This is a genomic window from Ligilactobacillus saerimneri (assembly GCF_036689625.1).
GTDB lineage: Bacteria > Bacillota > Bacilli > Lactobacillales > Lactobacillaceae > Ligilactobacillus > Ligilactobacillus saerimneri.
In genome coordinates this window covers 266,389-292,500 of the sequence record NZ_CP144759.1, presented here as the reverse complement: position 1 = coordinate 292,500, position 26,112 = coordinate 266,389, and the positions used below count along the sequence as shown (strand labels likewise).

At 42.7% G+C, this 26,112-nt stretch carries 21 protein-coding genes, 2 rRNA genes and 1 pseudogene (1 of these 24 only partly in view); 2 read left to right on the top strand and 22 right to left on the bottom strand.

Annotated features, from left to right (window positions below):
* The 16 genes from V3C97_RS01355 to pth form a co-directional block, all read right to left on the bottom strand.
* A 23S ribosomal RNA gene (locus V3C97_RS01355) occupies positions 1 to 502 on the bottom strand; it reaches 2,417 nt to the left of the window's first position.
* A 205-nt stretch (positions 503 to 707) separates the two neighbouring features.
* Positions 708 to 2,281: ribosomal RNA gene (locus tag V3C97_RS01350) — 16S ribosomal RNA — on the bottom strand.
* The 16S and 23S rRNA genes sit together here, the layout of an rRNA operon.
* 400 nt (positions 2,282 to 2,681) lie before the next feature.
* Positions 2,682 to 3,338, bottom strand: a complete 657-nt coding sequence (locus V3C97_RS01345) for an MFS transporter (RefSeq protein ID WP_338434305.1) — start codon at positions 3,336 to 3,338, stop codon at positions 2,682 to 2,684.
* Positions 3,339 to 3,391: 53 nt separating this feature from the next.
* Complete coding sequence (locus V3C97_RS01340; protein ID WP_338434304.1) at positions 3,392 to 3,877, bottom strand: MFS transporter; 486 nt, start codon at positions 3,875 to 3,877, stop codon at positions 3,392 to 3,394.
* Between the two features lie 346 nt (positions 3,878 to 4,223).
* On the bottom strand, positions 4,224 to 5,726 hold the full coding sequence (gene lysS / locus V3C97_RS01335) for a lysine--tRNA ligase (RefSeq protein ID WP_009555493.1): 1,503 nt from the start codon (positions 5,724 to 5,726) through the stop codon (positions 4,224 to 4,226).
* 81 nt (positions 5,727 to 5,807) lie between these two features.
* Positions 5,808 to 6,794, bottom strand: a complete 987-nt coding sequence (gene dusB / locus V3C97_RS01330; RefSeq protein WP_338434303.1) for a tRNA dihydrouridine synthase DusB — start codon at positions 6,792 to 6,794, stop codon at positions 5,808 to 5,810.
* Positions 6,791 to 7,705 (bottom strand): Hsp33 family molecular chaperone HslO, encoded by a 915-nt coding sequence (hslO, locus tag V3C97_RS01325; protein WP_027826506.1) that lies wholly within the window; start codon positions 7,703 to 7,705, stop codon positions 6,791 to 6,793. The genes dusB and hslO overlap by 4 nt, the downstream gene beginning before the upstream one ends.
* A gap of 101 nt (positions 7,706 to 7,806) precedes the next feature.
* On the bottom strand, positions 7,807 to 9,900 hold the full coding sequence (gene ftsH / locus V3C97_RS01320) for an ATP-dependent zinc metalloprotease FtsH (protein WP_338434302.1): 2,094 nt from the start codon (positions 9,898 to 9,900) through the stop codon (positions 7,807 to 7,809).
* Between the two features lie 64 nt (positions 9,901 to 9,964).
* A complete protein-coding gene (hpt, locus tag V3C97_RS01315) occupies positions 9,965 to 10,507 on the bottom strand; it encodes a hypoxanthine phosphoribosyltransferase (protein WP_338434301.1) in 543 nt (180 codons plus the stop codon).
* A 15-nt stretch (positions 10,508 to 10,522) separates the two neighbouring features.
* Positions 10,523 to 11,812 carry a tRNA lysidine(34) synthetase TilS gene (gene tilS, locus V3C97_RS01310; RefSeq protein ID WP_283147033.1) on the bottom strand — a complete coding sequence of 430 codons (1,290 nt, stop codon included), beginning with the start codon at positions 11,810 to 11,812 and terminating at the stop codon, positions 10,523 to 10,525.
* 210 nt (positions 11,813 to 12,022) lie between these two features.
* Positions 12,023 to 12,508, bottom strand: coding sequence for a S1 domain-containing RNA-binding protein (locus V3C97_RS01305; protein ID WP_009555505.1), 486 nt, complete (start codon positions 12,506 to 12,508; stop codon positions 12,023 to 12,025).
* Positions 12,509 to 12,602: 94 nt separating this feature from the next.
* Positions 12,603 to 12,977 (bottom strand): septum formation initiator family protein, encoded by a 375-nt coding sequence (locus V3C97_RS01300; RefSeq protein WP_338434300.1) that lies wholly within the window; start codon positions 12,975 to 12,977, stop codon positions 12,603 to 12,605.
* Positions 12,978 to 13,059: 82 nt separating this feature from the next.
* Positions 13,060 to 13,329 carry an RNA-binding S4 domain-containing protein gene (locus V3C97_RS01295; RefSeq protein ID WP_009555509.1) on the bottom strand — a complete coding sequence of 90 codons (270 nt, stop codon included), beginning with the start codon at positions 13,327 to 13,329 and terminating at the stop codon, positions 13,060 to 13,062.
* Positions 13,329 to 14,921: a polysaccharide biosynthesis protein gene (locus V3C97_RS01290; RefSeq protein WP_338434299.1), complete on the bottom strand. Its 1,593-nt coding sequence runs from the start codon at positions 14,919 to 14,921 to the stop codon at positions 13,329 to 13,331. The genes V3C97_RS01295 and V3C97_RS01290 overlap by 1 nt, the downstream gene beginning before the upstream one ends.
* The gene (gene mfd, locus V3C97_RS01285; RefSeq protein ID WP_278838076.1) at positions 14,914 to 18,474 is read right to left on the bottom strand and encodes a transcription-repair coupling factor; all 3,561 of its coding nucleotides are present in this window, start codon (positions 18,472 to 18,474) and stop codon (positions 14,914 to 14,916) included. Before mfd ends, V3C97_RS01290 begins: the two co-directional genes overlap by 8 nt.
* A 37-nt stretch (positions 18,475 to 18,511) precedes the next feature.
* Positions 18,512 to 19,069, bottom strand: coding sequence for an aminoacyl-tRNA hydrolase (gene pth, locus V3C97_RS01280; protein ID WP_180849271.1), 558 nt, complete (start codon positions 19,067 to 19,069; stop codon positions 18,512 to 18,514).
* 263 nt (positions 19,070 to 19,332) lie between these two features.
* Here pth and V3C97_RS01275 point away from each other — a divergent pair, with 263 nt between their 5' ends.
* Together V3C97_RS01275 and cbpA are read left to right on the top strand one after the other, a co-directional pair.
* On the top strand, positions 19,333 to 20,301 hold the full coding sequence (locus V3C97_RS01275) for an L-lactate dehydrogenase (RefSeq protein ID WP_009555518.1): 969 nt from the start codon (positions 19,333 to 19,335) through the stop codon (positions 20,299 to 20,301).
* Positions 20,302 to 20,587: 286 nt separating this feature from the next.
* Entirely contained in the window at positions 20,588 to 21,220 is a 633-nt protein-coding gene (cbpA, locus tag V3C97_RS01270) for a cyclic di-AMP binding protein CbpA (RefSeq protein WP_009555520.1), read from the top strand.
* Positions 21,221 to 21,549: 329 nt separating this feature from the next.
* Here the strand turns inward: cbpA and V3C97_RS01265 are convergent.
* From V3C97_RS01265 to V3C97_RS01240, 6 genes and pseudogenes are all read right to left on the bottom strand, one after another.
* Positions 21,550 to 22,112: pseudogene (locus V3C97_RS01265) on the bottom strand (redoxin domain-containing protein).
* Positions 22,113 to 22,283: 171 nt separating this feature from the next.
* Positions 22,284 to 22,664: a type II toxin-antitoxin system PemK/MazF family toxin gene (locus V3C97_RS01260; RefSeq protein WP_009555524.1), complete on the bottom strand. Its 381-nt coding sequence runs from the start codon at positions 22,662 to 22,664 to the stop codon at positions 22,284 to 22,286.
* Between the two features lie 25 nt (positions 22,665 to 22,689).
* Positions 22,690 to 22,935 (bottom strand): antitoxin, encoded by a 246-nt coding sequence (locus V3C97_RS01255; RefSeq protein WP_394806763.1) that lies wholly within the window; start codon positions 22,933 to 22,935, stop codon positions 22,690 to 22,692.
* A 99-nt stretch (positions 22,936 to 23,034) separates the two neighbouring features.
* The gene (gene alr / locus V3C97_RS01250) at positions 23,035 to 24,153 is read right to left on the bottom strand and encodes an alanine racemase (RefSeq protein WP_338434298.1); all 1,119 of its coding nucleotides are present in this window, start codon (positions 24,151 to 24,153) and stop codon (positions 23,035 to 23,037) included.
* A gap of 2 nt (positions 24,154 to 24,155) precedes the next feature.
* On the bottom strand, positions 24,156 to 24,533 hold the full coding sequence (gene acpS / locus V3C97_RS01245) for a holo-ACP synthase (RefSeq protein WP_009555531.1): 378 nt from the start codon (positions 24,531 to 24,533) through the stop codon (positions 24,156 to 24,158).
* Positions 24,534 to 24,663: 130 nt separating this feature from the next.
* Positions 24,664 to 26,097, bottom strand: coding sequence for a DEAD/DEAH box helicase (locus V3C97_RS01240; protein WP_009555533.1), 1,434 nt, complete (start codon positions 26,095 to 26,097; stop codon positions 24,664 to 24,666).
* Positions 26,098 to 26,112 lie beyond the last annotated feature (15 nt).

The following is a 26,112-nucleotide window of genomic DNA, read 5'->3' as shown; positions in this document are numbered from 1 at the left end:
CTGGTTCACTATCGGTCACTAGGTAGTATTTAGCCTTGGGAGATGGTCCTCCCGGATTCCGACGGAATTTCACGTGTTCCGCCGTACTCAGGATCCTGGTTTGAGGAAACGAAGTTTCGTTTACGAGGCTATCACTCTCTGTGGCTGACCTTCCCAGGTCATTCAACTACTTCATCTCTTGGTAACTCAAAACACCAGTCCTACAACCCCAAGAAGCAAGCTTCTTGGTTTGGGCTCTTCCCCGTTCGCTCGCCGCTACTGAGGGAATCGAATTTCTTTCTCTTCCTGTGGGTACTTAGATGTTTCAATTCCCCACGTCTTCCATCTGCTCAGCTATGTATTCACTGAGTAGTAATAGTCCGTTAGGACTATTGGGTTGCCCCATTCGGAAATCTCCGGATCACAGTTTACTTACAACTCCCCGAAGCTTATCGCAGTTAGTCACGTCCTTCATCGGCTCCTAGTGCCAAGGCATTCACCATGCGCCCTTAATAACTTAACCTATCCGCTTATTTTAATAAGCTTTATGAGTTTCGCAATTAAGAACTAATTTTGATGTTTAAAAACTCTTCAAAACGCAATGTTCTCGGTTTTTTAATCAAGAAAATTTATTATGATATCTAGTTTTCAAAGTACAAGCTTGAGAGTAGACCTCTCAAAACTAAACAAAGTTTCAACTAACGTGTAGGTTCCGTATTATTCCTTAGAAAGGAGGTGATCCAGCCGCAGGTTCTCCTACGGCTACCTTGTTACGACTTCACCCCAATCATCTGTCCCACCTTAGACGGCTGGCTCCAAAAGGTTACCCCACCGGCTTTGGGTGTTACAAACTCTCATGGTGTGACGGGCGGTGTGTACAAGGCCCGGGAACGTATTCACCGCGACATGCTGATTCGCGATTACTAGCGATTCCGACTTCGTGCAGGCGAGTTGCAGCCTGCAGTCCGAACTGAGAGCAGCTTTAAGAGATTTGCTAAACCTCGCGGTTTCGCGACTCGTTGTACTGCCCATTGTAGCACGTGTGTAGCCCAGGTCATAAGGGGCATGATGATTTGACGTCATCCCCACCTTCCTCCGGTTTGTCACCGGCAGTCTCGCCAGAGTGCCCAACTGAATGCTGGCAACTGACAACAAGGGTTGCGCTCGTTGCGGGACTTAACCCAACATCTCACGACACGAGCTGACGACAACCATGCACCACCTGTCATTTTGTCCCCGAAGGGAAAACCTAATCTCTTAGGTGGTCAAAAGATGTCAAGACCTGGTAAGGTTCTTCGCGTAGCTTCGAATTAAACCACATGCTCCACCGCTTGTGCGGGCCCCCGTCAATTCCTTTGAGTTTCAACCTTGCGGTCGTACTCCCCAGGCGGAATGCTTAGTGCGTTAGCTGCGGCACTGAAGGGCGGAAACCCTCCAACACCTAGCATTCATCGTTTACGGCGTGGACTACCAGGGTATCTAATCCTGTTCGCTACCCACGCTTTCGAACCTCAGCGTCAGTTACAGACCAGAGAGCCGCTTTCGCCACTGGTGTTCTTCCATATATCTACGCATTTCACCGCTACACATGGAGTTCCACTCTCCTCTTCTGCACTCAAGTTCCCCAGTTTCCAATGCACATCTTCGGTTAAGCCGAAGGCTTTCACATCAGACTTAAAGAACCGCCTGCGTTCCCTTTACGCCCAATAAATCCGGATAACGCTTGCCACCTACGTATTACCGCGGCTGCTGGCACGTAGTTAGCCGTGACTTGCTGGTTAGATACCGTCAACAGGTGAACAGTTACTCTCACCCGTGTTCTTCTCTAACAACAGAGTTTTACGATCCGAAGACCTTCTTCGCTCACGCGGCGTTGCTCCATCAGACTTGCGTCCATTGTGGAAGATTCCCTACTGCTGCCTCCCGTAGGAGTCTGGGCCGTGTCTCAGTCCCAATGTGGCCGATCAGTCTCTCAACTCGGCTACGTATCATTGCCTTGGTAAGCCGTTACCTTACCAACTAGCTAATACGCCGCAGGTCCATCCAGAAGTGATAGCAGAGCCATCTTTAATCATTTGACCATGCGGTCAAATGACCTATGCGGTATTAGCATCTGTTTCCAGGTGTTATCCCCCGCTTCTGGGCAGGTTACCTACGTGTTACTCACCCGTCCGCCGCTCATCGGTAAACCATCGTCAATCGGATGCAAGCATCTTCAATCAGTTGGGCCGATGCGCTCGACTTGCATGTATTAGGCACGCCGCCAGCGTTCATCCTGAGCCAGGATCAAACTCTCGATTTAAAATCTTAAGTCGATCAGACTCGTAAAAATTACTAGCGAATTGACATTCGCAAATGTTTTGCTCTTGCGTCTAGCAAGAAGCCCTACACATTTGATTTGTCGAAACTTTGTTCAGTTTTCAAAGATCTACTTTGTCGCGATGCGACTAAAATAATATATCATTATTATGATAACTCGTCAACATCTTTTTTGCAATCAATAAATGACTTGCAATTGACAACAAAAAATATCTTACCAACTCTTTATCTGCCCGTCAACACTTTTTTTGCAAAAAATAAATGTAATCCTTTTCACTTAGGGGCCACTACTTATTTCTGCAAACAACTACTAAAACTTTCCCTACCTACTAAATAGCGTAGCTATAGTACCCTTCTCACAAGCACTACCGCTACGCTATTAATCACCTTAACCACAAGTGAGCTTTTTTCACTATGGAAACTACCAGTAACACAAATACTCCACTAATCAAATAAACCTGCTGATAACTAAGTAATTCAAATAAGGAACTATATACCGCAACCCCCAAAGGTGTAAGTAATTGAACACTAGTATATAAATACGTATTAATTCTTCCTAAATACTCTCGGGGTATTTCTTTTTGGATATATGTAAACAGCGGTGGATCTGAAATAGCTGTCATAAAACCCAAACTTAGTTCAAATATCACAAAAACTTCTAATGTATAGTTAGGCAACCAATAAATACTGATCCCGAAAATAACTAGCATCAGGGTAAAAGTATTGTATATTCGCCTAGTAAATACCAGCACATCTTTTAGACTTATGATTGAAATTATTCCCCCACCAATAACGATCCCTAGTGAAAATAATCCCTGTATATTCCCGCTAATTGTAGTTGATTTCTTTAACACCTTCACAATGGTATAAGGAACACCTATCTCAATTGAAGTTATTGCAAAATTTAATATCATTACTACAATAATCAACTCTAATAAGCTAACGTGTTTGTTCAAAATACTAATGATGCTTGTCTTATCGTGATCATCTATATTAAGATTACTCTTCGTTACCTTAAACTTAGTCTTTCTTGTTAACAATAATGTCAGCAACTCTGTTACGATTTCTATCCAGATTAATCTTTCAAACGGTATTAATCCATATAAAAACCAGCAATTGGTAATGCAAGCATATTTGTAATCGCAACACCCGTAGTTTGAACAACGTTCAACCTTTGAAGCTGACTTTTTTCTACAAGATCTGGTACAGATGAGAGATACGAAATTGTGAAAAAACGAGCACATAGATTATTAAAGCATGTAAACCCGATCGCAACATACAGCAAGTTGTTTTGAACATACGGATACACCTCTAAGAAGGTAAGTAACGAGATAATCAATCCTAGCTCCGCTAAGATCGCAATTTTCTTTTTCGAATATGTATCAATTATTTTTCCAATAAGCGGTGCAAAGATCATTCCAACTACTGGTCCAATAAAAATATTAACTCCGTAGCCTATGGCAGATCCGGTAACCGTCAAAAGTTTTAGTGATAGCACATAGGTAAAAATCGTCGCGCCTAAAGCGTTAATAAGCGTCGTCAAACTTACTTTTAATAGTTGCCCTCTCCCCGTTTCCATCGTGTTCCCCCCTTACGTGTTTCCGCATTGCTATATACCATATACACCATTTTTATTAATGTATTATAATCTATTTTTAATTTATTTCAAAGCGTTTCTACATCTAAACAAGCCCAACTTCCATAATAATAAAAGTTAGGCCAACTGATTCATAGACTATTAAACACTCGCTACTAAGGAACAATAAGAACATTTTCGAATTTTATCAGCACAGTTTCACTGTCAAAAGCTCTCTTAAATACTTTTTGTTACTTGTGCTCTAGTATTTGGCTTTCAACACTAATAACGCCCCGCAAAAACCTTTGTAAAATAAAAAAGACCCGCCGAAGCGAGTCCATAGATGTTATTAGTTGTTGTCGTCCAATTGCCGCATAGTTGGGAAGAGGATAACATCACGAATTGATGGTGCGTCAGTCAAGAACATTACCAAACGGTCAATCCCAATGCCCAAACCACCTGTAGGAGGCATACCATATTCCATAGCCTTCAAGTAGTCTTCGTCAACACCGTGAGCTTCTTCGTTACCAGCTTCACGTTCGCTGTCTTGAGCTTCGAAACGTTCACGTTGGTCGATTGGGTCATTCAATTCCGTATAGGCATTAGCACCTTCGTTACCACAGATGTAAAGTTCGAAACGATCTGTGAAACGAGGATCATCAGCATTCTTCTTAGCCAATGGTGAAATTGCTGTTGGGTGACCATAGATAAATGTTGGTTGAATCATGTGATCTTCACAGAATTCATCGAAGAATTCAGCAATAACGTGACCTACTGTGTAGTAGTCTTCAACTTCAACGTTGTGTTCACGTGCTAATTGCCGTGCTTCTTCGTCAGTCATTGGTTGCCAGAAGTCAATACCAGTATATTCCTTGATAGCATCAACCATGTGCAAGCGACGGAATGGCTTACCAAAGTCTAATTCGGTTCCTTGGTAAGTTACCTTGCCGTCTGGGCTAACAGCATGAGCAGCAGCCTTGTAAATACCTTCTGTTTCATCCATAACATCTTGGAAGTCGAAGTAAGCCGCATATGTTTCAATCATAGTGAATTCTGGGTTGTGCTTCTTATCCATACCTTCGTTACGGAAGTCAGGACCTAATTCATAAACACGTTCAAGACCACCAACGATTAATCTCTTCAGATATAATTCAGTAGCAATCCGGAGATACATGTCAATGTTCATTGCATTTTGGTGTGTAATGAATGGACGTGCTTCGGCACCACCAGCTTGAATTTGTAAAATTGGTGTTTGAACTTCGATAAAGCCGTTATCATCCATATACTTACGAATAGCAGCAATAATCTTTGTTCTCTTAATGAAGCGATCAAGACTGTCGCGGTTAGTTGTCAAATCAAGATAACGTTGACGATAGATAGCTTCCTTATCTTGTAAACCGTGGAACTTGTCAGGTAAAGGACGTAATGCCTTTGAAAGGAAGGTGTATTCAGTCACTCGCAGTGTTAATTCACCGGAGTCAGTCTTAATAACATCACCAGTAACACCGACGATATCACCGATGTCAGTCAAATGATCGAAGACTTCGTAATCTTTATCGCCAAGAACGTCCTTACGTACGTAGATCTGTACTCGACCGGAACGATCTTGAAGATCAGCGAAGCCAGTCTTTCCGCTGCCACGTTTAGCCATGATCCGCCCTGCAAGAGTTACTACAGCTTTAGCTTCAGCAACCTCTTCCTTTGACATGCCGTCAAATTTAGCGTGTAAATCACCTGCCATCGTGTCGCGTTCGAAGCGGTGTCCGAACGGAGCAATGCCTGCGTCGCTCAAAGCTTGCATCTTTTCGCGACGAACACGGAACTGATCATTCATGGTTTCGTTATTTGCCATTTCTTTATCCCCACTTTCCTAAAAGTTATCTTGATTATAGCATAGTAAATGAGCCTGTCAACAAAAAACACTTATTTTTTTCTAATCTTTTGTTAATAATTGTTCCAAGAAACCATCGAAGATTTGCGTCATTTTTTCTTCCGTTTCTGCTTCATTTAGTGCAGCTTTAACCCGGGCAGAACGGCGGATGCCTTTTAGATAGTATGCTGCTTGCGAACGGAACTCTTTCGGACCGATTTTTTCTCCTTTTACTTTAACCAATCTATGAAGGTGCTCTTTTGCTACTCTAATTTTTTCCTCCGGACTTGGCTCTGGCAACAATTCTCCTGTTTCCAAATACTGAACCGTTTGCCGAACAATCCATGGGTTCCCTAAAGCAGCCCGTCCGATCATCACAGCGTCTGCTCCTACATCGTCTAACATTCGTTTTGCATCCTGAGGAGTCCGAACGTCCCCGTTGCCCATAAATGGAATGGTTAATTTCTGGGCAACATCATGTAAAATTTCCCAATCAGCATGGCCAGAGTAAAGTTGCTTTCTCGTCCGACCGTGCATAGCCAATGCCTTGGCACCACCTTCTTGTGCAGCTAAAGCATTTTCAACTGCAAGAATATGATTTTCATCCCAACCTGTCCGCATTTTTACTGTTACCGGGATATCAACTGCAGATGTTACTGCGCTTACCATCTCATAAATTTTGTCTGGATCTAGCAACCAGCGAGCACCCGCGTCTGTTTTAGTCACTTTGGGCACCGGACATCCCATATTAATATCAATGATATCAGTAGCAGTATTTTCAGCCACAAATTGAGCAGCTTCAACTAAGGTATCCTTGCTCCCACCAAAAATTTGCACGCTCACTGGATGTTCACGGGGATCAACGAATAGCATTTCCAATGTCTTCTTATTGCGATATTCAATTCCTTTATCAGAAATCATCTCACAAACTACCAACCCTGCACCAAATTCTTTACAGATCATCCGGAAAGCAACATTTGTCACCCCCGCCATCGGTGCCACTACCACACGGTTGGGAATTGTCACATCACCAATTTTCCACTCTGTCACTTCTCATCATCTTCTTTCTTAGTTTTTTTATTTTGTGCATGTTCCTCGATCGCACGTAATTCAGCTGCAGTAAAATCGTATTTCTTACCACAAAAATGGCATACAGCTTGCGCGCCATGATCTTCAGCAATCATCTGATCAATGTCAGCACTTGGTAGAGTAGCCATCATTCCAGCAAACTTTGCCTTTGAACAGTCACACTTAAACGCAACTGCTTTTTTCTCTAAAACTTTAACGTTAGATTCACCTAACAAAGCATATAAAATATCTTCTGGTGTTTTATTTTGCCGCAACATTTCAGAAACCAATGGTAATTCTTGCAGTCGCTTTTCAAGACCGGCAATGACCTCTTCTTGACAATCTGGCATCACTTGAATCATAAATCCACCAGCAACCTCTACCGAATCATCGGGATTTACAAATACTGATAAGCCAACAGCAGATGGAATCTGTTCTGATTGAGCCAAGTAATAGGTAAAATCTTCCCCTAGTTCTCCTGAAACTAATGGTACTTCCCCTGTAAATGGTTCTTTTAGTCCCAAATCCTTGGTCACCGCCAAGAATCCTTTTGTTCCCACAGCTTTTTTGACGTCAATCTTATGGTGCTCATTCAAAGGTAAATGAACTTCTGGATGCTGAACATAACCTTTGACAGTCCCACGGGCATTCCCTGTCACTACGATTCCCCCAACAGGGCCATCCCCGTTAATTTTGACAGTCAACGTTTCATCATTGGTCAGCTCGGCTGCACTCAACAGAAGCGTACCAACCATGCTTCTCCCCAAAGCTGCTGTGGCTGCACTCCATGTTCCCTGCTTGGTTTGTGCCGTAGCAACTGTTTGGGTCGCATCAATTGCGTACGCCCGCAGCTGGCCATCATAGGCTAATGCCTTAACTAAGTAATCGCTCATTTTAGTCCTTCCTTACTTGACAATAATTTCTTTTCTATAATAAACAAAATAACGGCGAAAAAACAATAAATTGTTTTTCCCCGTTATTCACACACACCGCATTAACTGCGGTCTTTATCTTGTGGATAGAAGTCGATCGGTTGATCATCTTCTGCTTGTTGAGCTTCTTCCTTTTGACGTTCTTCTTTTTCAGCCGCCTTAGCCCGAGCAGCATCGCGTTGTTCAAAAGCCTTCTTGGCTTCTTCAAACGTAGCTGCACGTTCACTTGGGAATTCACTCTGTGTTTGCTGTGGCATTTTACCTGTCTTAAACAAACTAAGAATTTGCTTTTCATCCAGGGTTTCATACTTGAGCAAGGCTTCAGCGATCAGCTTATGCTGTTCACGGTGAGCTTCAATAATCTCTGTCGCCTTTTGCATTCCTTCTTCAGCCAAACGCTTTACTTCACTATCAATCAAGTTAGCTGTTTGAGCTGAGAATGGTGCATTGCCAGGTACCATATCACCGGCAAACATTCCACTTTGACCTTCGTATTGAACTGGTCCGAGCTTTTCGGACATCCCATATTGGGTTACCATTGCCCGTGCAATTTGCGTTGCTTGTTGGAAGTCATTGGATGCACCCGAAGACTGGGTCCCAAAGATGATCTGTTCAGCCGCACGACCACCCATCAGACCAGCAATCTGTTCTTGAGCATCTTTTTTAGTCATTAACATTTGGTCTTCCTTAGGCAACATGATAGCATAACCGCCAGCGCGGCCCCGCGGTACAATAGTAACTTTGTGGACTACGCGGGCATCGTTAAGCACTAGCCCAACGATCGTATGCCCAGCTTCATGGTATGCCACTGTTTCCCGTTCCCGTTTGGAAATTACCCGATCCTTCTTGGCTGGACCTGCAATCACCCGATCTTCAGCTTCATCAACATCGGAGGCATCAATTTGCTTCTTATTTCTCCGAGCTGCCAGCAATGCAGCTTCGTTTAACAAGTTTTCCAAGTCAGCCCCAACAAAGCCTGGTGTCTGCTTAGCAATTTCCTTCAAGTCAACATCATTGGCTAATGGCTTATTCCGCGCATGAACCTTTAGGATGGCTTCACGACCCTTGACATCTGGTCGACCAACTAAGATCTTCCGGTCAAAACGACCTGGCCGTAATAGCGCTGGGTCCAAAACATCAGACCGGTTAGTAGCAGCCATTACAATGACCCCTTCATCACCAGCAAAACCGTCCATTTCAACTAGCAGTTGGTTCAAGGTCTGTTCGCGTTCATCATGGCCCCCGCCCATACCGTTACCACGGCGACGTCCAACCGCATCGATTTCATCGATGAAGATGATTGAAGGAGCATTCTTCTTGGCGTTTTCAAACAAATCACGCACACGACTAGCCCCGACCCCAACAAACATTTCAACGAAGTCAGAACCAGAAATCGAGAAGAATGGTACTCCAGCTTCACCAGCAACAGCTTTAGCCAGTAAAGTTTTACCTGTCCCAGGAGGTCCTTCTAAAAGCACCCCTGATGGAATCCGTGCTCCCAAAGAAAGAAACTTTCGTGGATCCCGTAAGAATTCAACTACTTCGACTAATTCTTGTTTTTCTTCTTCTTCACCAGCGACATCAGAGAAACGAACCTTGTTGTTCTTCTTTTCAATTGGTTTGGCTTTAGACTTGCCAAAGTTCATCATGCGGCCGTTGCCGCCACCTTGACCAGCCTGGCCCATCATCATATAGAAGATAGCAATAAAGAAGATTACTGGTAGGATGTATGCTGCCAGTTGAATCCACATACTGCTAGATTCTTCTTCCTTAGCACCATTTGTGACGTGGTTCTTCGTAGCATACTTTTGGATCTGGCTCATGGTAGAATCATTCGTCAATACATTAGTACTAAATGACTTTGCTTCTGACGTTGCTCCACCAGTTAACCGACTCAAGCCATCATTAGCTTTTGACTCGGTCTTGGCCGCCTTCTTGTATGTCCCAGTAATTTTGTAGGTACTACCAGAAGGCTGAACCGTAAAGCTCTTGACATTGTCCTTACGCAATTCAGTGATAAATTGACTGGATTGAATTTGTTGGGTCTGAGAACTTGCTTTGCTTCCAAAGAAGTAATACAGGACCCCCATAATGCCAAGGAAAACTACAATATAAAATAAGCTACTACGAAGAAGCCCATTTCGATTATTGTTCATAGATTTCCTCCATAATTTACATTGATATGAGTACAATCATAGCACAATTGACCATTGTTGACTATTAATTATTCTCATAAACTTCCCGCTTTAAAATACCTACGTAAGGAAGATTGCGGTAGTGGCCAGCGTAATCCATCCCATAGCCAACGACAAATTCATCCGGAATTTGGAAACCAACATAATCAACGTCGACTCCTTCAACCCGGCGTTCTGGTTTATCTAGTAACGTACAGATCTTAATCGAATTAGCTTCTCGTTGCTTCAATAGGTCTGACAGAGCCTTGAGCGTCCGACCTGTATCTACAATGTCTTCCACAATCAAGACATCCCGATCTTTAACTGATGAGTCTAAATCCTTAAGAATACGAACTTCCCCAGTAGAGATCGTGCCGGCACCATAACTAGAGATATCCATGAAGTCCATCTCCAACGGAATGTCCATATTCCGAACAATATCCGCCATAAAGAGAATTGCACCCTTTAGGATACAAATTACCAATGGATTTTTCCCATGATAATCAGCCGCAAGTTGCTGGCCTAGACGCTTAACTTCGGCTTGGATATCTGCGCTACTGTATAAAATCTTGTCAATGTCGTTGTTCATTCGCTGACCTCTTTCTCACCGTGATTGGTGTACTATTACGTATTGAATTTTAGCATGGTCTGCGGGTCTTGACAAATCAGATTTCTTTAAACCAACTACCCATAAAACTTCATTTTCATCAGTAGTGACTAACCAAATTTGATCTCGCTGTGATCGGGGAATTTTATGGTCAATCAGGATCCGCTTGACTTTCTGACTCCCACTAGTAGTTTTCAACCGATCATGGGGGCGGCGATGCCTAATATATAGCGGTTTATCAAGACTGTCTATCTTCAAAACATCATCATGTAACTCGGGTTGATAAGTCGTCACTTCAAAGAGTCCGAAGCGTTCATAAGCCGAAATATTTACCCACTGATTTAATTTTAGTTCGTATTTCTCGTCCGAATCAACATGATTATCAGCTCGCTGAGCTAAGTAAAAAACAGTATATTCTTTAACTAACCACCATGACTGCCCCAGCATTACCTGCCCTTGTGGTTTGCTATCATTGCGCAATAAAGCAACACATTGTTCTAACTGTTCTCCAGTAATCTGCACGTGTTGGGTGCGACACAACTCTTTAAGCACTAATTTTTGCCATGGACTCGCCAAGCGCACCCAATAAGCAACCAAATACCTTCCTGTACGCAATTTAATTTCATCCAATTTGGCAGCAGCTGCTGCTTGCGCAACCATCAAAACATCCGCTAATTGGTCTTGATATTCTTGGATATGAGCTAAGGTCTGCTCATTTTCTGCTTGTAACCGCGGAACTACGTTGTGGCGCATACGGTTACGCAAATAGTCATCAGTATGATTAGTATAATCTTCAAAATATTTGAGCTGATGAACAGTTGCATAATGCCGTAACGTAGCTTTGGAAATTCCTAGCAGTGGACGGACTAAACGAAACTTACCTTGAAACTGTCGTTGATGGCGAATCCCTACTAGTTGCTCCAGGTCACCACCACGTAAGAGTTTCATCAAAAATGTTTCAGCCTGATCATTCGCATGGTGGGCCGTCACCAAATAAGGAATTCCTTCACGTTGCATTGTCTCTGCAAAGAAATGATACCTAATCTCCCTTCCGGCTGCTTCCACCCCAGTTGCGGGATGATCCGCTCGCGGCCATACTTTGACAAAAAGTGGTAAATGTTGGCGGCGACAATATTCCTTAACATACGCTGTTTCCACAACACTTTGTTCACGAATTTGGTGATCAATGTATGCTACATAAATTTGTGGCCGGACCGCTACCGGTAACGTCTGTAAAAGATGGAGTAAAACGGTTGAATCGACCCCTGTTGAATACGCTACTAACACTTTTTTTCTAGCTAATCCTAAATTTTGTATACGCTGATAAAATTGCTTTTCTAGATCCACATTTTCACCCCTAACTATATATTTAACTTAACTTCTAGTTCATACCGTAAATTATTGCTTACATCTGGTTGTAAGCTTTTTCACGTCAGAAACTTATTCAATAAATAAAAGGCTGGGAGAAAATTCCCCCCAGCCTCATTGTCGTTGTATTTAGCTTCGACGGCCGCCTCGACCACCACGTTTACCTTCAGTATTACGCCGTAGTGATGTCAATCTTTCATCACTTTCCTTTAAAAAGCCTGCCAGCATGGAATCAAAGTCTTGGTTTTTATGTTCAGTTTTGCGCTGGAATCCGCGACTGCCATGAGTAAAGCTTCTTTCTGACCGGTTATTATTTTCCCGCCGGTCCCGGTTATTTGATTTATTGAAATGTTTTGGATGACTATCTTCCCGGTGAGGCTTATCAGCCGCTTTTCTAATGGATAAACCGATTTTGCCATCATCGCCAACTGACATTACTTTGACAGTAACCTCGTCGCCGACTGTTAAGATATCATGAATATCCTTAACGTATTTATCCGATATTTCACTAATATGAACCAATCCAGTTGTATTATTGCCAATATCAACGAATGCGCCAAAATTAGTGATCCCAGTGACCTTACCCTTTACCTTCGCTCCAACTTCAACTGACATAAAAAACTTATATCCTCCTTAAAATAACTCGTAGTCTTAGTATAACACAGATGATTACCGATTAAGAATGCAAAAAAGCCGTATACCATCCTAATTAGTCTTTGGGGATGGTATACACTGTTTCACCTTTTTTAGTGTAGTAATACTTTTCCCGAATTAATTTCTGGACATAGTCTTTATCTTTGAGTTGCTTAACCTGCTGATTAAGTTGATCATTTTTAGCTTGAACTGTCTTGAGTTCTTTATTTACATCAGTGGTTTGCTTTTGCAAATTTACCACTGTTACCCGACTTTGTACAATCTGAAATAAGCACACCACCGTAATGATCGTCACAACTAACCCCAAACTTAATAGACGCACCTGGTGGTGTTTGCGTGCTTCGTCCGTTTGCTGATACTGGCGTGCAAGCTGTTCTTGCCGCTCAGTATAATCCCGATGGAGAACTTTGATCTTTGATTTTTTCGGCATGGCTTTTCGTCCCTTTGCGTGTTTTTCATCCGTATTAATTATTTGTATTATAACAAAATTAAATTGCCTAATTGTAGATTAATTAAATTCGATAATCTTCTTTATATTCTTCAGAGATTAATTCGAATAAGCTGTCAGCTTCACCCTTCTTAGTCGTCTCCCGTAATTCCTTAACCTTAATTGTGAGCGTTTTGTTACCAAAAACAATCACTACAATATCGCCAATTGCCACTTTTGTGGATGACTTGGCTTGCTTACCATTAACTGTTACCCGGCCTTGGTCAGCAATTTCTTTGGCAACTGTCCGCCGCTTAATAATTCGAGAGATCTTCAAAAATTTATCTAATCGCATTATTGTTCACTCCGTTTTTTTCTTATATTATGCCACAAGGTCCATAACCGCGTCCCTCCTGGCAAACTCTGCCATTCCGCCTGTGTCAGAAGTCCTGTTTCTAAACTTAACCCGATAAAAATCAAACCACCCAGAATAACCCCACTTGCAGTAGTACCGATGGCAACAAGTCTTGTCAGTTGTAAATAATGTTGGACTACCACCATTAGACTAACAGTCACACCAGCCATAATGCCAACCGCCAAACATAATTTTTTCCAGAAGCGATAATCATATAGTAAATGCTGGACCAGTGGGGGGAGCTGGAGCAACATAATAACTAGTGTTACTGTTAATGCCAAAACAGTTCCCCAACTAGCGCCACTAATACCTAACCACCGAATCAAAATAGTATTTGTTAGCAACTTAACCATAACCCCTGCTAAAAAACTAACCACTGTCACTTGCACCCGGTCTATACTCTGTAAGAGGGCATTGTAATTTGTAATTAGGGTAACTAACACGATGCTCAAGCAATAAATTGCTAGTGTGGTACTCAACACTGCATCCTTGAACAAAACCGTATTAATTGCGGGCATCAAGGTAATTAACCCCACCGTAGCAGCAACCCCGACCGTCACACTAATCCTGATGAGGGATTGACTTACCGCACGAAAAGCTTCCATATCACGTTTAGCTAAAGCCTTACTTAATGATGGTAAAAGAGTTGCTGAGAAACTAACTGCTAATACAGTTCCCACCTGTACTAGGGGCTGAGCGCGGTCATAGTTTCCTTTGACCGCTTTGGCTACCAGATCAGGCATTCCATTAGCTACCAAAGCCTGTTTAACTGTAAAGGAGTCCACTAATTGCAAAATCAGCATTAAAGCCGCAAACAGGCAAATTACTAATCCTTCTGTCAACAAACGTTTAGTTAATATCCTGTACGAAAAGCACTGTTGCTTTTTTACTTTTTTACTGATTTTGGGACCTAAAGGAAGGAAAACCAGGCTAGCCACTATTGCACCAATAGTCGCTCCCAGCATCGCACCGGCTCCCATCCGATACACAGACCAATGATGCTGAACACTATAATAAGCTACACCAACAATCACTCCCACTCGAACCACTTGTTCACTAACTTGAGAAATCGCAGTTGGCACCATATTTAGTTTACCTTGATAAAATCCTCGTCCTACTGCCAAAATCGGCATCAAAAGGATCATCCACGCAACACTGCGAATAATTACAGTCAATTGCCGATCCCCCATGTGGAGCGCCAGTGTTGGTGCCAGTCCCATTAACCCGCCAAAGATGAGCAAAGAACCCCCACTCAACAATACTAATAACTGTTGCGCTGTCCGCCATTGTGCTCGTTCATCGTGAGCCTCCACTGTAACTTTAGAAATAAACACTGGTAATCCTGATAAGGCAAATGTCATTCCAATTCCATATAATGGATAAACTTGTTGGTAAACATAGAATCCAATATTTCCAACTAGGTTTTCAAACGGAATGCGATAAAAAGCACTGAGAATTTTAGCAATTAGGGACGACAAGGATAAGATTAACGCCCCGCGCATGATTGTTGTCACTTCTTTGTTATCACTCATTCTGTCCACTAACTCCTTTTGTTGGACGGGACGGCGTTGCCTCTTTCGAGATGAGTGCAATAACCTGTTTGAAGTAATTTTGTAATTCGGTCACAACCATCGTTGCTGTCATCTTAGGTTGCACAACTAGACTAACCTCCGTCTTGTTTCCCCGCGGGTTGATTGTGGCGTTGAGTTTTGTAACTGCTAATGCCTGCAGGAGTTGCTTTGGCATTACCTGCTGGGTCTTGGTTGCAGTAAATATTACGTTAATTCGCCTGCCCTTTTGTTGGATCTCCTCAACCAACGCCTGGTCAGCGTAAACTTTAAGGAGACCAATTTCTAACAAATTAGCCACTGCTTGAGGATACTCACCAAAGCGATCAATTAGGTCATCTTGTACTTCCCGATATTGGGCCTCATTTTCAAATTGACTGATCCGCTTATAGATTTCAATTTTTTGTTGGGGATCAGCAATGTAGGTAGCAGGAAGGTAACCTTCAATGTCCAAATTGATTTCCGCATTTGTCTTAGGAGTAACATGCTGCCCCCGCTTTTTAGCAATCGCTTCATTGAGCATCTCAACATAAAGATCGTACCCAACTGAATCAATAAACCCATGTTGCTGTTTACCTAAAAGGTTACCAGCCCCTCGTATAGCTAGATCCCGCATTGCGATTTTGAACCCTGAACCAAGTTCCGTAAAATCTTTAATCGCTTCGAGGCGCTTTTCACTTACTTCTGTTAATACTTTGTTGGGTTGGTACATAAAGTATGCATATGCCACTCGGTTCGACCGTCCAACCCGGCCCCGTAACTGGTAAAGCTGTGAAAGACCCATCCGGTCAGCGTTTTCTACCAGTAATGTATTAACATTAGGGATATCAACCCCTGTTTCAATAATTGTTGTTGTCACTAGCACATCATACTCTCCAGCAATAAAGTCAAACAATGTCCGCTCTAATTGTGCTTCTGTCATCTGACCATGAATCGCAACTATGCGTGCTTCTGGAACTAAATCATTGAGGAAATGAACTACTTGCTCAATATCTTCTACACGGTTATGGAGATAAAATACTTGGCCTCCCCGCTCAAGTTCCCGCCTAATAGCATCAACAACCACACCATAGTTTTGCTCGATAACATACGTTTGAATTGGATACCGGTTTTGCGGTGGTGTTTCAATAACTGATAGGTCCCGCACTCCAAGCATTGACATATTCAGTGTTCGTGGAATCGGTGTTGCCGTTAAAGTCAATACATCCACGTTAGTGCGTAATTCTTTGAGACGTTCTTTATGCTTGACACCAAACCGTTGTTCCTCATCGATAATTAATAAACCTAAATCAGCAAACTGTACATCCTTTGACAATAATCGGTGGGTACCAACAATGATATCTAGTCTCCCCTCTCTAAGAGCAGTTAAAGTTTCTTTGACCTGCTTGGAGGTGCTAAAACGCGATAAAATTCCAATTTCTACCGGAAAATCATTAAAACGTTCAATCATTGTTTCGTAATGCTGTTGTGCAAGTACCGTTGTCGGGGCCAGTAAAGCAACTTGTTTTCCATCTTCTACCGCTTTAAAAGCAGCCCGCAAAGCAACTTCCGTTTTTCCAAAGCCAACATCACCAATCAACAAACGATCCATTGGTTTTGGCTTCTCCATATCCGCTTTAATTTCTTTTGCTGACCGTAACTGGTCAGGCGTTTCTGTATACGCAAACGCATCCTCAAATTCGCGTTGGTAATCATCATCGGGCGGGAAAGCATGCCCTTTTTCAGAATCCCGCTTGGCATATAAAGCAATCAAATCATCCGCAATATCTTCGATCTTGTTAGCCACTCGGTGTTTAGTTTTCTTCCATTCACTGCCTCCAAGCCGATTAATGTGAGGGGGCTTTCCTTCAGCAGAAACGTATTTTTGAATGCGGTCTAATTGTGTCACTGGGATGAATAAACGATCATCTTTTTGATATTCGATCGTAATATAATCCTGGTGCTTTCCTTGGACTTCCATAGTCTTCATCCCAATGTACCGACCAATCCCATGATTGACATGTACTACATAGTCGCCTTCTTTGAGATCTTTGTAGCTTTTCAACCGCTCGGTATTGCTCATCGTTAGCCGCCGGGGACGTTTCTTGGTCGTTTTAGGGAATAACTCATATTCAGTTAGTATAACTGCTTTAGCAACTGGAAGCTCAAAACCCTTGGTTAGGCTGGCTTCAACTATCTGGGATGTCCCAGGTTGCAGGGCTGTTGCCGGTGTAACAATAGCTGGTATTTCAAAGTCCGCTAAGGTTTGCTCTAATTTGGGAATACGCTTAGGGTCACTAACCAACAAAACAACTGTTTGTCCTTGCTTATGCCAGCGATCTGTTTCTACTTTGAGCAGTGGCATCTGCCCAAAAAACTGTTGTACTGCCCGGGTTTTGACTTCCACTGTTCCATCAAGTGTCATCCGTCCCATACCCTTAGCAAAAAGCGAATTAAAAATAATCAGGTGCTGATGATCTGCTTTTTGGAGAATTCTAATATCATGATGTAACGCAAGGTTAGGTAGCAATCGTCCGCTTGCCATTCGCTCAGTTTGCCACTGGGCGGTATTCAGTCGCATTTTTTCGGCATGGTCTAGCAAACGATTATAGTCATCATAAACAATAATGCTTCCAGCAGGAACATAATCAATCACACTTGCCGGCTGTGTAAAAATCATCTCACTTAACGGCAAGTACTCTGCCACAAGTTCTCCACGCTTAAGAGCAGCCACCACCGGAGGAAAATACTGCTGCATTTGTTCCTGCAGCCCTTGATCCTGAGTTTTATTTACAGCAGATTGGTACTGTTTTTCTACTTGTTCCGCTGCACGGTTAAGCATTTCGAAACTAGCAATAAAATCAGTCGCCGGAATAATCGTTGCCCGATCAATATTAGCAATACTCCGTTGTTCTGCTACATCAAAAGTGCGTAAAGAGTCAACTTCTGTATCAAATAAATCTACCCGAATTGGGTTTTCTCCATCTAACGGATAGATATCTAAGATTGATCCCCGTACAGCAAACTCTCCTGGCTTTAATACCATTTTTTGCCGTTGATATCCCATTACACTCAGGCGGGCAAGGGTCCATTCAAGATCTAAGTCTTGACCTAATTCCAATTGCACCTGGTAGTCTTGCCACGCTTGTGGCTGGGGCAAAAAACGTTGCATCCCCGCCACCGTAGTTACAATAATCTTGTGTTGTTCCCGTACCAAAGCATCCAACGCCCTTACTCTTTGGCGACGAAAATCAGGGGAACTAGCTGCCATCTCGACCGCCATCAAGTCTTCAACGGGAAACATCTCAACGTCTTCAGCAGCGACCAAGTTTGTTAAGTCAGCAACCAAATTTTGTGCATGGTATAAATCATCCACGACAATCATTAATGGTTGCGAACGGTGGCGCCACAAATCAACCAAAGCCATTGTTTTAGCTGAATCCAGCAATCCTGTCAGTTGATAGCGTCCTGTTGCTGGTAAGTGATCGCGCCACTTAGCATACTCAGGGACGCCGTCCAAAAGGTGATCTAACTGCATTTCGTACACTCCCTCCTTTCATACCCTTTGATCTTTTTTAGTTATGATCATTCATCACTTTAGCAAAATTGTCTGTCTTGACCCATTCCTCAATCGCAGCTACTCCATCTGCAATCGTATCCGTAATTACTGCTTTTTGGGCCTGACTAAAACGCGATAATACCCAGTCAACCACAGTCATTTTATCTGGGTGTCCAATACCGACCCGTAGCCGCTTAAAGCTTTGCGTTCCAACATGACTGATAATACTCTTAATCCCGTTGTGTCCGCCTGCAGATCCTTTTTGACGCAAGCGTAACTTTCCAATATCTAAATCCATATCATCATGACAAATGATAATATCTTCGACGGGAATTTTGTAAAAATCCATTAACGGACGAACAGCACGTCCAGATTCATTCATATATGTTGTTGGCTTAACCAGTAACACTTTTTCCCCAGCAATAAAAATCTCAGTTACCAGAGCATTCATCTTTTCCTTAGTAAAAGTTGCTCCATACGCTTGTGCCAACTCATCGACAACCATAAATCCTATATTATGCCGCGTTGCTTCGTATTTTTTCCCGATATTACCCAAGCCTACAACCATTTTCATCACAAATCACTCCATTTTATCCATACCAAAAAACCCGGCGACCGCTTCGGTCTCCAGTTGGGGACGTTTTTCTTTGTTTCAGTATAGCATATCCCTTTTAGAAAGAGTTTATTTCCGCTTTTTTGCATATTAATATTCATTTATAGTGATTAATCGCTATCATATCGGCGTTTATCAATCAAAATAAGTGTTATTTTTTATTGAAACTGTTATACTGTTCTTATAGATTGAATTATTATCTCAAGACGAAAGGACGATGTTACTTGGTAAAGAATGCAAATCACCAAAAAGTTATGTTAATTGGCGACGGCGCTGTTGGATCTAGCTATGCTTATGCTATGGCCCTACAAGGTGTCGCAGAAGAGTTTGGCATTATCGATATTGCTAAAGAGCGGACAATCGGTGATGCCTTGGATTTGGAAGATGCAACTGCTTTTTCTTTCCCAAAGAAAATCTATTCTGCTGAATACGCTGATTGCAAAGATGCTGACTTGGTTGTCATCACTGCCGGTGCACCGCAAAAACCTGGTGAAACACGGTTAGACTTAGTTAACAAAAATCTAGGTATCTTGTCTACTATCGTTAAACCTATCGTAGAATCTGGTTTCGATGGGATCTTCCTTGTGGCTGCTAACCCTGTTGATATCTTGACATATGCTACTTGGAAACTCTCTGGTTTTCCTAAGCACAAAGTTATCGGTTCTGGTCCTTCCCTCGATACTGCACGGTTACGGGCTGCTATCGCTAAAATGACTGGGATCAACGATCCGCGCTCAATTCACGCTTTCATCATGGGTGAACACGGGGATTCTGAATTTGCCGCATACTCAGCTGCTACTATTGGGGGTAAACCGTTCCTAGATTGGGCACAAGAAAACAATATCACTGCTGCCCAATTAGATGAAATGGAAGATCAGGTACGCAACAAGGCCTACGAAATTATTAACCGCAAAGGAGCAACTTTCTACGGAGTTGCTACAGCCTTAGCTCGGATCTCCAAAGCTATCCTCCGGGATGAGGGTGCTGTGTTGCCTGTTTCTGCTTACATGGACGGTCAATATGGATTAAACGATATCTATATTGGTACACCAGGGGTTGTCGATGGTAATGGTTTACGCCAAATTATCGAGGTCCCACTGAATGAAGCTGAACAAGCTAAGATGACTGCCTCAGCTGCTACTTTGAAGCAAGTATTAACTGACGGCATGAATGCTCTTGCTAATAAGAACTAAAGTTATTAAATCTATTCTTGACGACGAGGCTGGGAGAAAACAACGTTTTCCCCCAGTCTTTTTTATTCACTAATGTTTCACAGATACCGGGAAAAATAACCGTAAGGCTAGTATCTAAGTACGAGCGAAGACCACCACACTTTACGTCATTATCCGAGCATAACTCAATACCTGGCTGCAAAAGTTATTTCCCATTCACTTTTGATTTCTATAATTATTTAATTAGATTTTTGTGAAAATATGGTATGATTGACTTAAACACTAATGACAGAAAGCAGGGATTCAAATGTTACTGAAAACTTTGGTCAGACCTAAAGCTGAATTAACAACTGTGCCCGAAGATATTACTCTTGAAGAGGCACTCAAAATCTTAGAAGACTCCGGGTTCCGGTGTGTGCCTGTCCTTGATAAAACGGGTAATCTTTTCCGTGGCAATATCTACAAGATGCACATTTACCGGCATAAGTCACGGGGTGGTGACATGTCTCTCCCTGTTACCCATCTCTTAAAGAATGCAACTAAGTTTGTTAATATTGATGATGCTTTCTTTAAGATCTTCTTTACCATTAAAGATCTTCCTTACATCACAGTTTTGGATAATGAAAATCACTTCTACGGGATCTTGACTCATGCCAAGTTACTAGAGATGTTATCTCAATCATGGAATGTTAACGTTGGTTCCTATGTCTTAACTGTTGTTTCCTCTGGTGAACGAGGCGATTTGGTTGATATGGCTAAGATCATCACCAAGTACACTACGATTGCTAACTGTATGACTTTAGACGTTCAAGGAGAGTTAGTACGGCGGGTACTATTCACTTTACCAGCTAACATTACCCACGAACGGATGGAAAGAATTGTTGACGCACTTGAGCGCAAGAATTTCAAAGTTTCTGAAATTGAAGATCTTCAAGCTTAATTTCCTGACTAACTAGGGGAAGTTCCCTTTACTGGTAGTCATCTTTTGCCTCATCCATTCATGGGATGGGGTTTTTTATAGCCAATCTCCTACAAGTTTTTTGCATAATCACTGGAAAATATCCTTTTGACTAGCTACTGCAAAACTTACACGATTTTAGCTCTTTAATAAGTACATAAAAACGAGGTTGAAAGAAAACAAAGTTTTCCTATCAACCTCGTTTTTTATTAACTAATAGGACACAGATATCGCGAAAATAACCACAATGTCACAAAGGTTATTTTCCACTCACAGCATACCTAAATATTCTATGTTTATAATCACCAATTTTACAGTTTGCCAACCAAATCAGTACCGGTGCCTAAACCTTCATCCCCTGGCTTCCAACCAGCTGGACAAACCTTATCCCCATATTTAGCAACAAATTTGGTTACTTGTAAAGTCCGTAAAATTTCTTGGGCACTCCGTGCAATTCCGTCCCCGTATACTTGGTAAGCTTGAATCTTACCTTCAGGATCAATCACAAAGACCCCACGGTAGGCTAAGCCTTCTTCTTCGTTCAAAACATCGAACGCACGAGCTAGTTTGCCAGTTGGATCGGCTAACATTGGATAAGCAATTTTCCCAATCTTTTCTGACTGTTGTGCCCATCCCATGTGGGAAAACTCAGTATCTTCAGAAATTGAGTAAATCTCAGCCCCTTCTTTTTGAAAGGCCGAATAATATTCCTGGAGTTCTTCTAATTCCGTTGGACAAACAAATGAAAAATCAGCTGGATAGAAAAAGAAAATACTCCATTTGCCAAGAACATCTTGTTTAGTTACTGTTTTGAAGTCCCTTGTTGATAAGCCTGAGCAGTAAAATCCGTAATTTCACAATTAATTAAACTCATGAAAATCCTTCTTTCTTGAAAATACTGAGCTACTTTAAAAACTTTCTAACTAAGTCAAGTGTACCTGTTTTCTTCTTTTCCAGCAAGTTCCCCCACCAAAAAGTTAGACGGGACAAAAGGCATCGTTTCGATGTACTTTTTGTCCCGTCTTAAGTACCTGTTTTACTTGGATTATTTAGCAGAATGCGGTGTTGTATGTAACTTGGTCAACCCGATACTCACGCGGAGTGCGTAGTCGACCTTTTCCATGGTTTGTTCATGGACATGGGTAATCTTTTCTTTGAGCCGCTGCTTATCTATGGTCCGTAACTGCTCAGCCAAGATCACAGAATCTTTTTCAAGCCCATGCTTGCTGGCACTCACGGCTACGTGGGTCGGCATCTTTGTTTTACTGATCCGCGAAGTAATCGCAGCGACAATCACCGTTGGACTAAACCGGTTGCCGATATTATTTTGAATAACTAAAACTGGGCGCATTCCTCCCTGTTCTGAACCAACAACCGGTGATAAGTCCGCATAAAAGATATCTCCCCGACTAATGCTTGTCGCCATCTACTCCCTCTTTTCGATAACGAGTCTATTTGTCGCTGAGGTCACCTATCCCCGGACAATCAATCCCCAGGTATTCAGCGCAGATTTCTTGATTGAGATTTCCCATCTCACCATATCCAGCAATAAGAGCCTCCAAAGCTTCCCGGTGAGCAGCCACATAATCAGCCACAACGGGATCTTCTTTAATGGTTGCCTCATCAACCGAATAAAACGAACAATATAAAGCAAAGTTTGTGCAATTGAATAATTCATCGTTGCGTTCTCTCATCACGACAAATCCCTCACTTACCCAGTACAAATAGCATCGTACAGATTTTATACCTTAAGATTACCATAAGTTCCTTCCCAGCTAAAGTCAATTGTTATCGGTTTAATCACGATAAACGCGGGGGACACGGTGGCTAAGCCCACATAGAATTTCATAATGTATTGTCCCAACGTAATCTGCAACATCTTGGGCAGTGATTTGGGCATCACCATCCCGCCCGATTAGGGTAACCTTTGTACCTAACTTAACAGCGTGAGGTAGGCGGATCATAAACTGATCCATGCATACTCGTCCTACAATCTCACATTCTTCGCCATCCACTAAGACTTTAAACCCTTGTAAACGTCGCAACCATCCATCGGCATAGCCTATCGGAACAGTACCAATCCATTCATCTTGCCCTGCAGTATAAGTCTTGCCATAACCCACTGAATCACCAGCAGTGATTTTTTTGACATGAACAACTTCACTAGTCAATGACAATGCCGGTCGTAATGCATATGTAGGAGCCATTTCACGGCCGGAAGGATTGAGACCGTACATTGCAATTCCAAATCGAATCATATTACCTGCCGTTTGTTGGTGCCACAAAGACGCAGCAGAATTAGTAATATGCACATAAGGTGGGAGTTCATCCAAAGCCCCTACTAATTTGTAGAAAGCTTGCTTTTGGTGATTAAAGTACGTAGTGTCAACCATATCAGCAGTTGCAAAGTGAGTAAATACTCCTTCAAATCGAAACTGTTCCGCATGTGCTCGCATGAACTCTTCGGCTTGCCGAACAGCTTCTGGCTGACGAAAGCCGATCCGCCCCATCCCAGTATCTAAAGCCAAATGAACGTTTAACCGTAATCCTTGCTCTGCCAATAATGGCAGTGCTTCCTGTAAAAATTCAAGTGACCCCACAGCCACTGATAAGTCATTAGCTGCAATATATGGGGCTTCTGTTACTGGATTAACCCCTAAAATCAAAATGGGTTCATTGAGTCCTGCTTCCCGCAGGGCAACCCCTTCATCAATTACTGCCACACAAAAACCCGCGGCGCCAGCTTCTTTAGCGGCGTACGCTACGGGAACCAGGCCATGCCCGTATGCATTAGCTTTTACGACAGCAAATAGCTTCTGGTCAGCTGGTAACGTATGTAGGACTGTGCGAATGTTTGCTTTGATTGCCCCCAAGTCCACTGTAATCTTTGTTCCTCGATGCCGTGCGACTACCATTATCAATCATCTTCCTTTTTCTCTAGTATTACGACGGTCGTCACATAGTCCGTTGTATGGGAAATAGAAATCCACGCCTGAGCCTGGTCTATTAACGGATGTTTTGTGATTACTGGTCGTCCCTGTTCATCGTTCAAGATCTCTATATCTTGGAAGGAAACGTGGCTGCCAATCCCCGTTCCCAATGCTTTGGCGTATGATTCTTTGGCTGAAAAACGTCCAGTCACATATTCTAAACGCCGCCGCGGAGGAAAAGTAGCATATACGCGGTACTCCTCAGGTGTCAAAACTCGCTCAGCAAAACGGTCTAGGCGTCCGCTTGCCAACATTTCTTGCTCACGTTTAATATCCGCAACATCATTGCCTAATCCTATAAGCATCTCTTTTCCTCCTTTAAATACTACTCTACATTCTAGCAGAAAGTTCTAAATATTAACTTAAGAATTGCCATTCAAAAAGGAGTGAAGTTGCTGGATGCAATTCTCCACTCCCATTCTTAATTATCACTGATTACCTATTAAAATGCTTACGCTTCTTATTGAAAGTCCGCGAACGCCGATCACCATTATTCCGATAACCACTATACCGGCGATTCTTGTGGAAACTACCTTGTTTCCGCCGCCGTGGTAATGGCCGTTCAGGAGTAATTTTAACCGGAACTTTTTCCGGATCATCCTTAGTCATGTTATTAAGCATCGCTGCCACTAAGTCAAGCGCATCATACTGGGCTAATAACTGTTCAGCTTGATCACGGAACTTGTCGGTATCCGTGTTATTCACTAACTTTTCGATATCTTCGAACGCTGTCGCCAACTGTCCAATAAAGGCTTCATGTTCCGTTGGCGGTTTAAGTGGCGTCATCCGCTTCTTAGTCAGGTGCTCGATAACCCGTAAATAATCCATTTCATTCGGAGTAACAAAAGTTACTGACACACCGTGCTTCCCAGCCCGACCAGTCCGGCCAATGCGGTGAACATAGCTCTCTGGATCTTGCGGAATGTCATAGTTATACACGTGCGTGACCCCAGAAATGTCTAATCCGCGCGCTGCCACATCAGTGGCCACTAAAATATCTAGTTGACCCTCTTTAAACTTACGTAAAATTTCCATTCGCCGTTGTTGGGTCAAGTCGCCATGGATTCCAGCGGCATTATACCCCCGGGCTTCTAACCCGCGAGCAACTTCATCGACCCGGCGTTTTGTTCGCCCAAAGACAATCGTCAAGTCCGGAGCCTGAATGTCAATCAACCTGGTCATGATTTCGAATTTCTCATAGTCTTTTGCCTTAACAAAGTACTGATCTACTAAATCAGTTGTCAATTCCTTGGCCTTGATTTTAACAATCTGTGGATCGTGCATGAAGCGTTCGCCAATTCGTAAGATCTGTTGTGGCATTGTTGCTGAGAAAAGCAGTGTTTGGCGCTGAGCTGGTAAAGCATGGATGATGTTTTCAATATCTTCCACGAAACCCATATCGAGCATCTCATCTGCTTCATCCAAAACCAACATTTGAACATGACGTAAATCGACCGTTTTCCGTTGGATATGGTCTAATAATCGCCCAGGCGTTCCCACCAAAATCTGTGTCCCCCGGTTAAGTGCTTTAATTTGCCGATGAATGTTGGCTCCACCATACACGGCTTGAACCCGTGCACGCTTTTCTTTACCCAAACGATAAATTTCTTCTTGCGTTTGAACTGCTAATTCCCGCGTCGGTGAGATAATTACCGCTTGTACTTCATGCAAGTCCGGATCTAAATGCTGTAACAATGGCAAGCCAAAAGCAGCTGTTTTCCCCGTTCCTGTCTGTGCCTGTCCAATAACATCCAGTCCCGCCAAGACCAAGGGAATAGTCTGCTCTTGGATTGGAGTAGCTTCTTCGAAGCCACTTCGATCAACTGCTTTTAATAAATCTCTATCAAGACCTAAGTCTCCAAATTTCAATCAAATTCCTCCTCA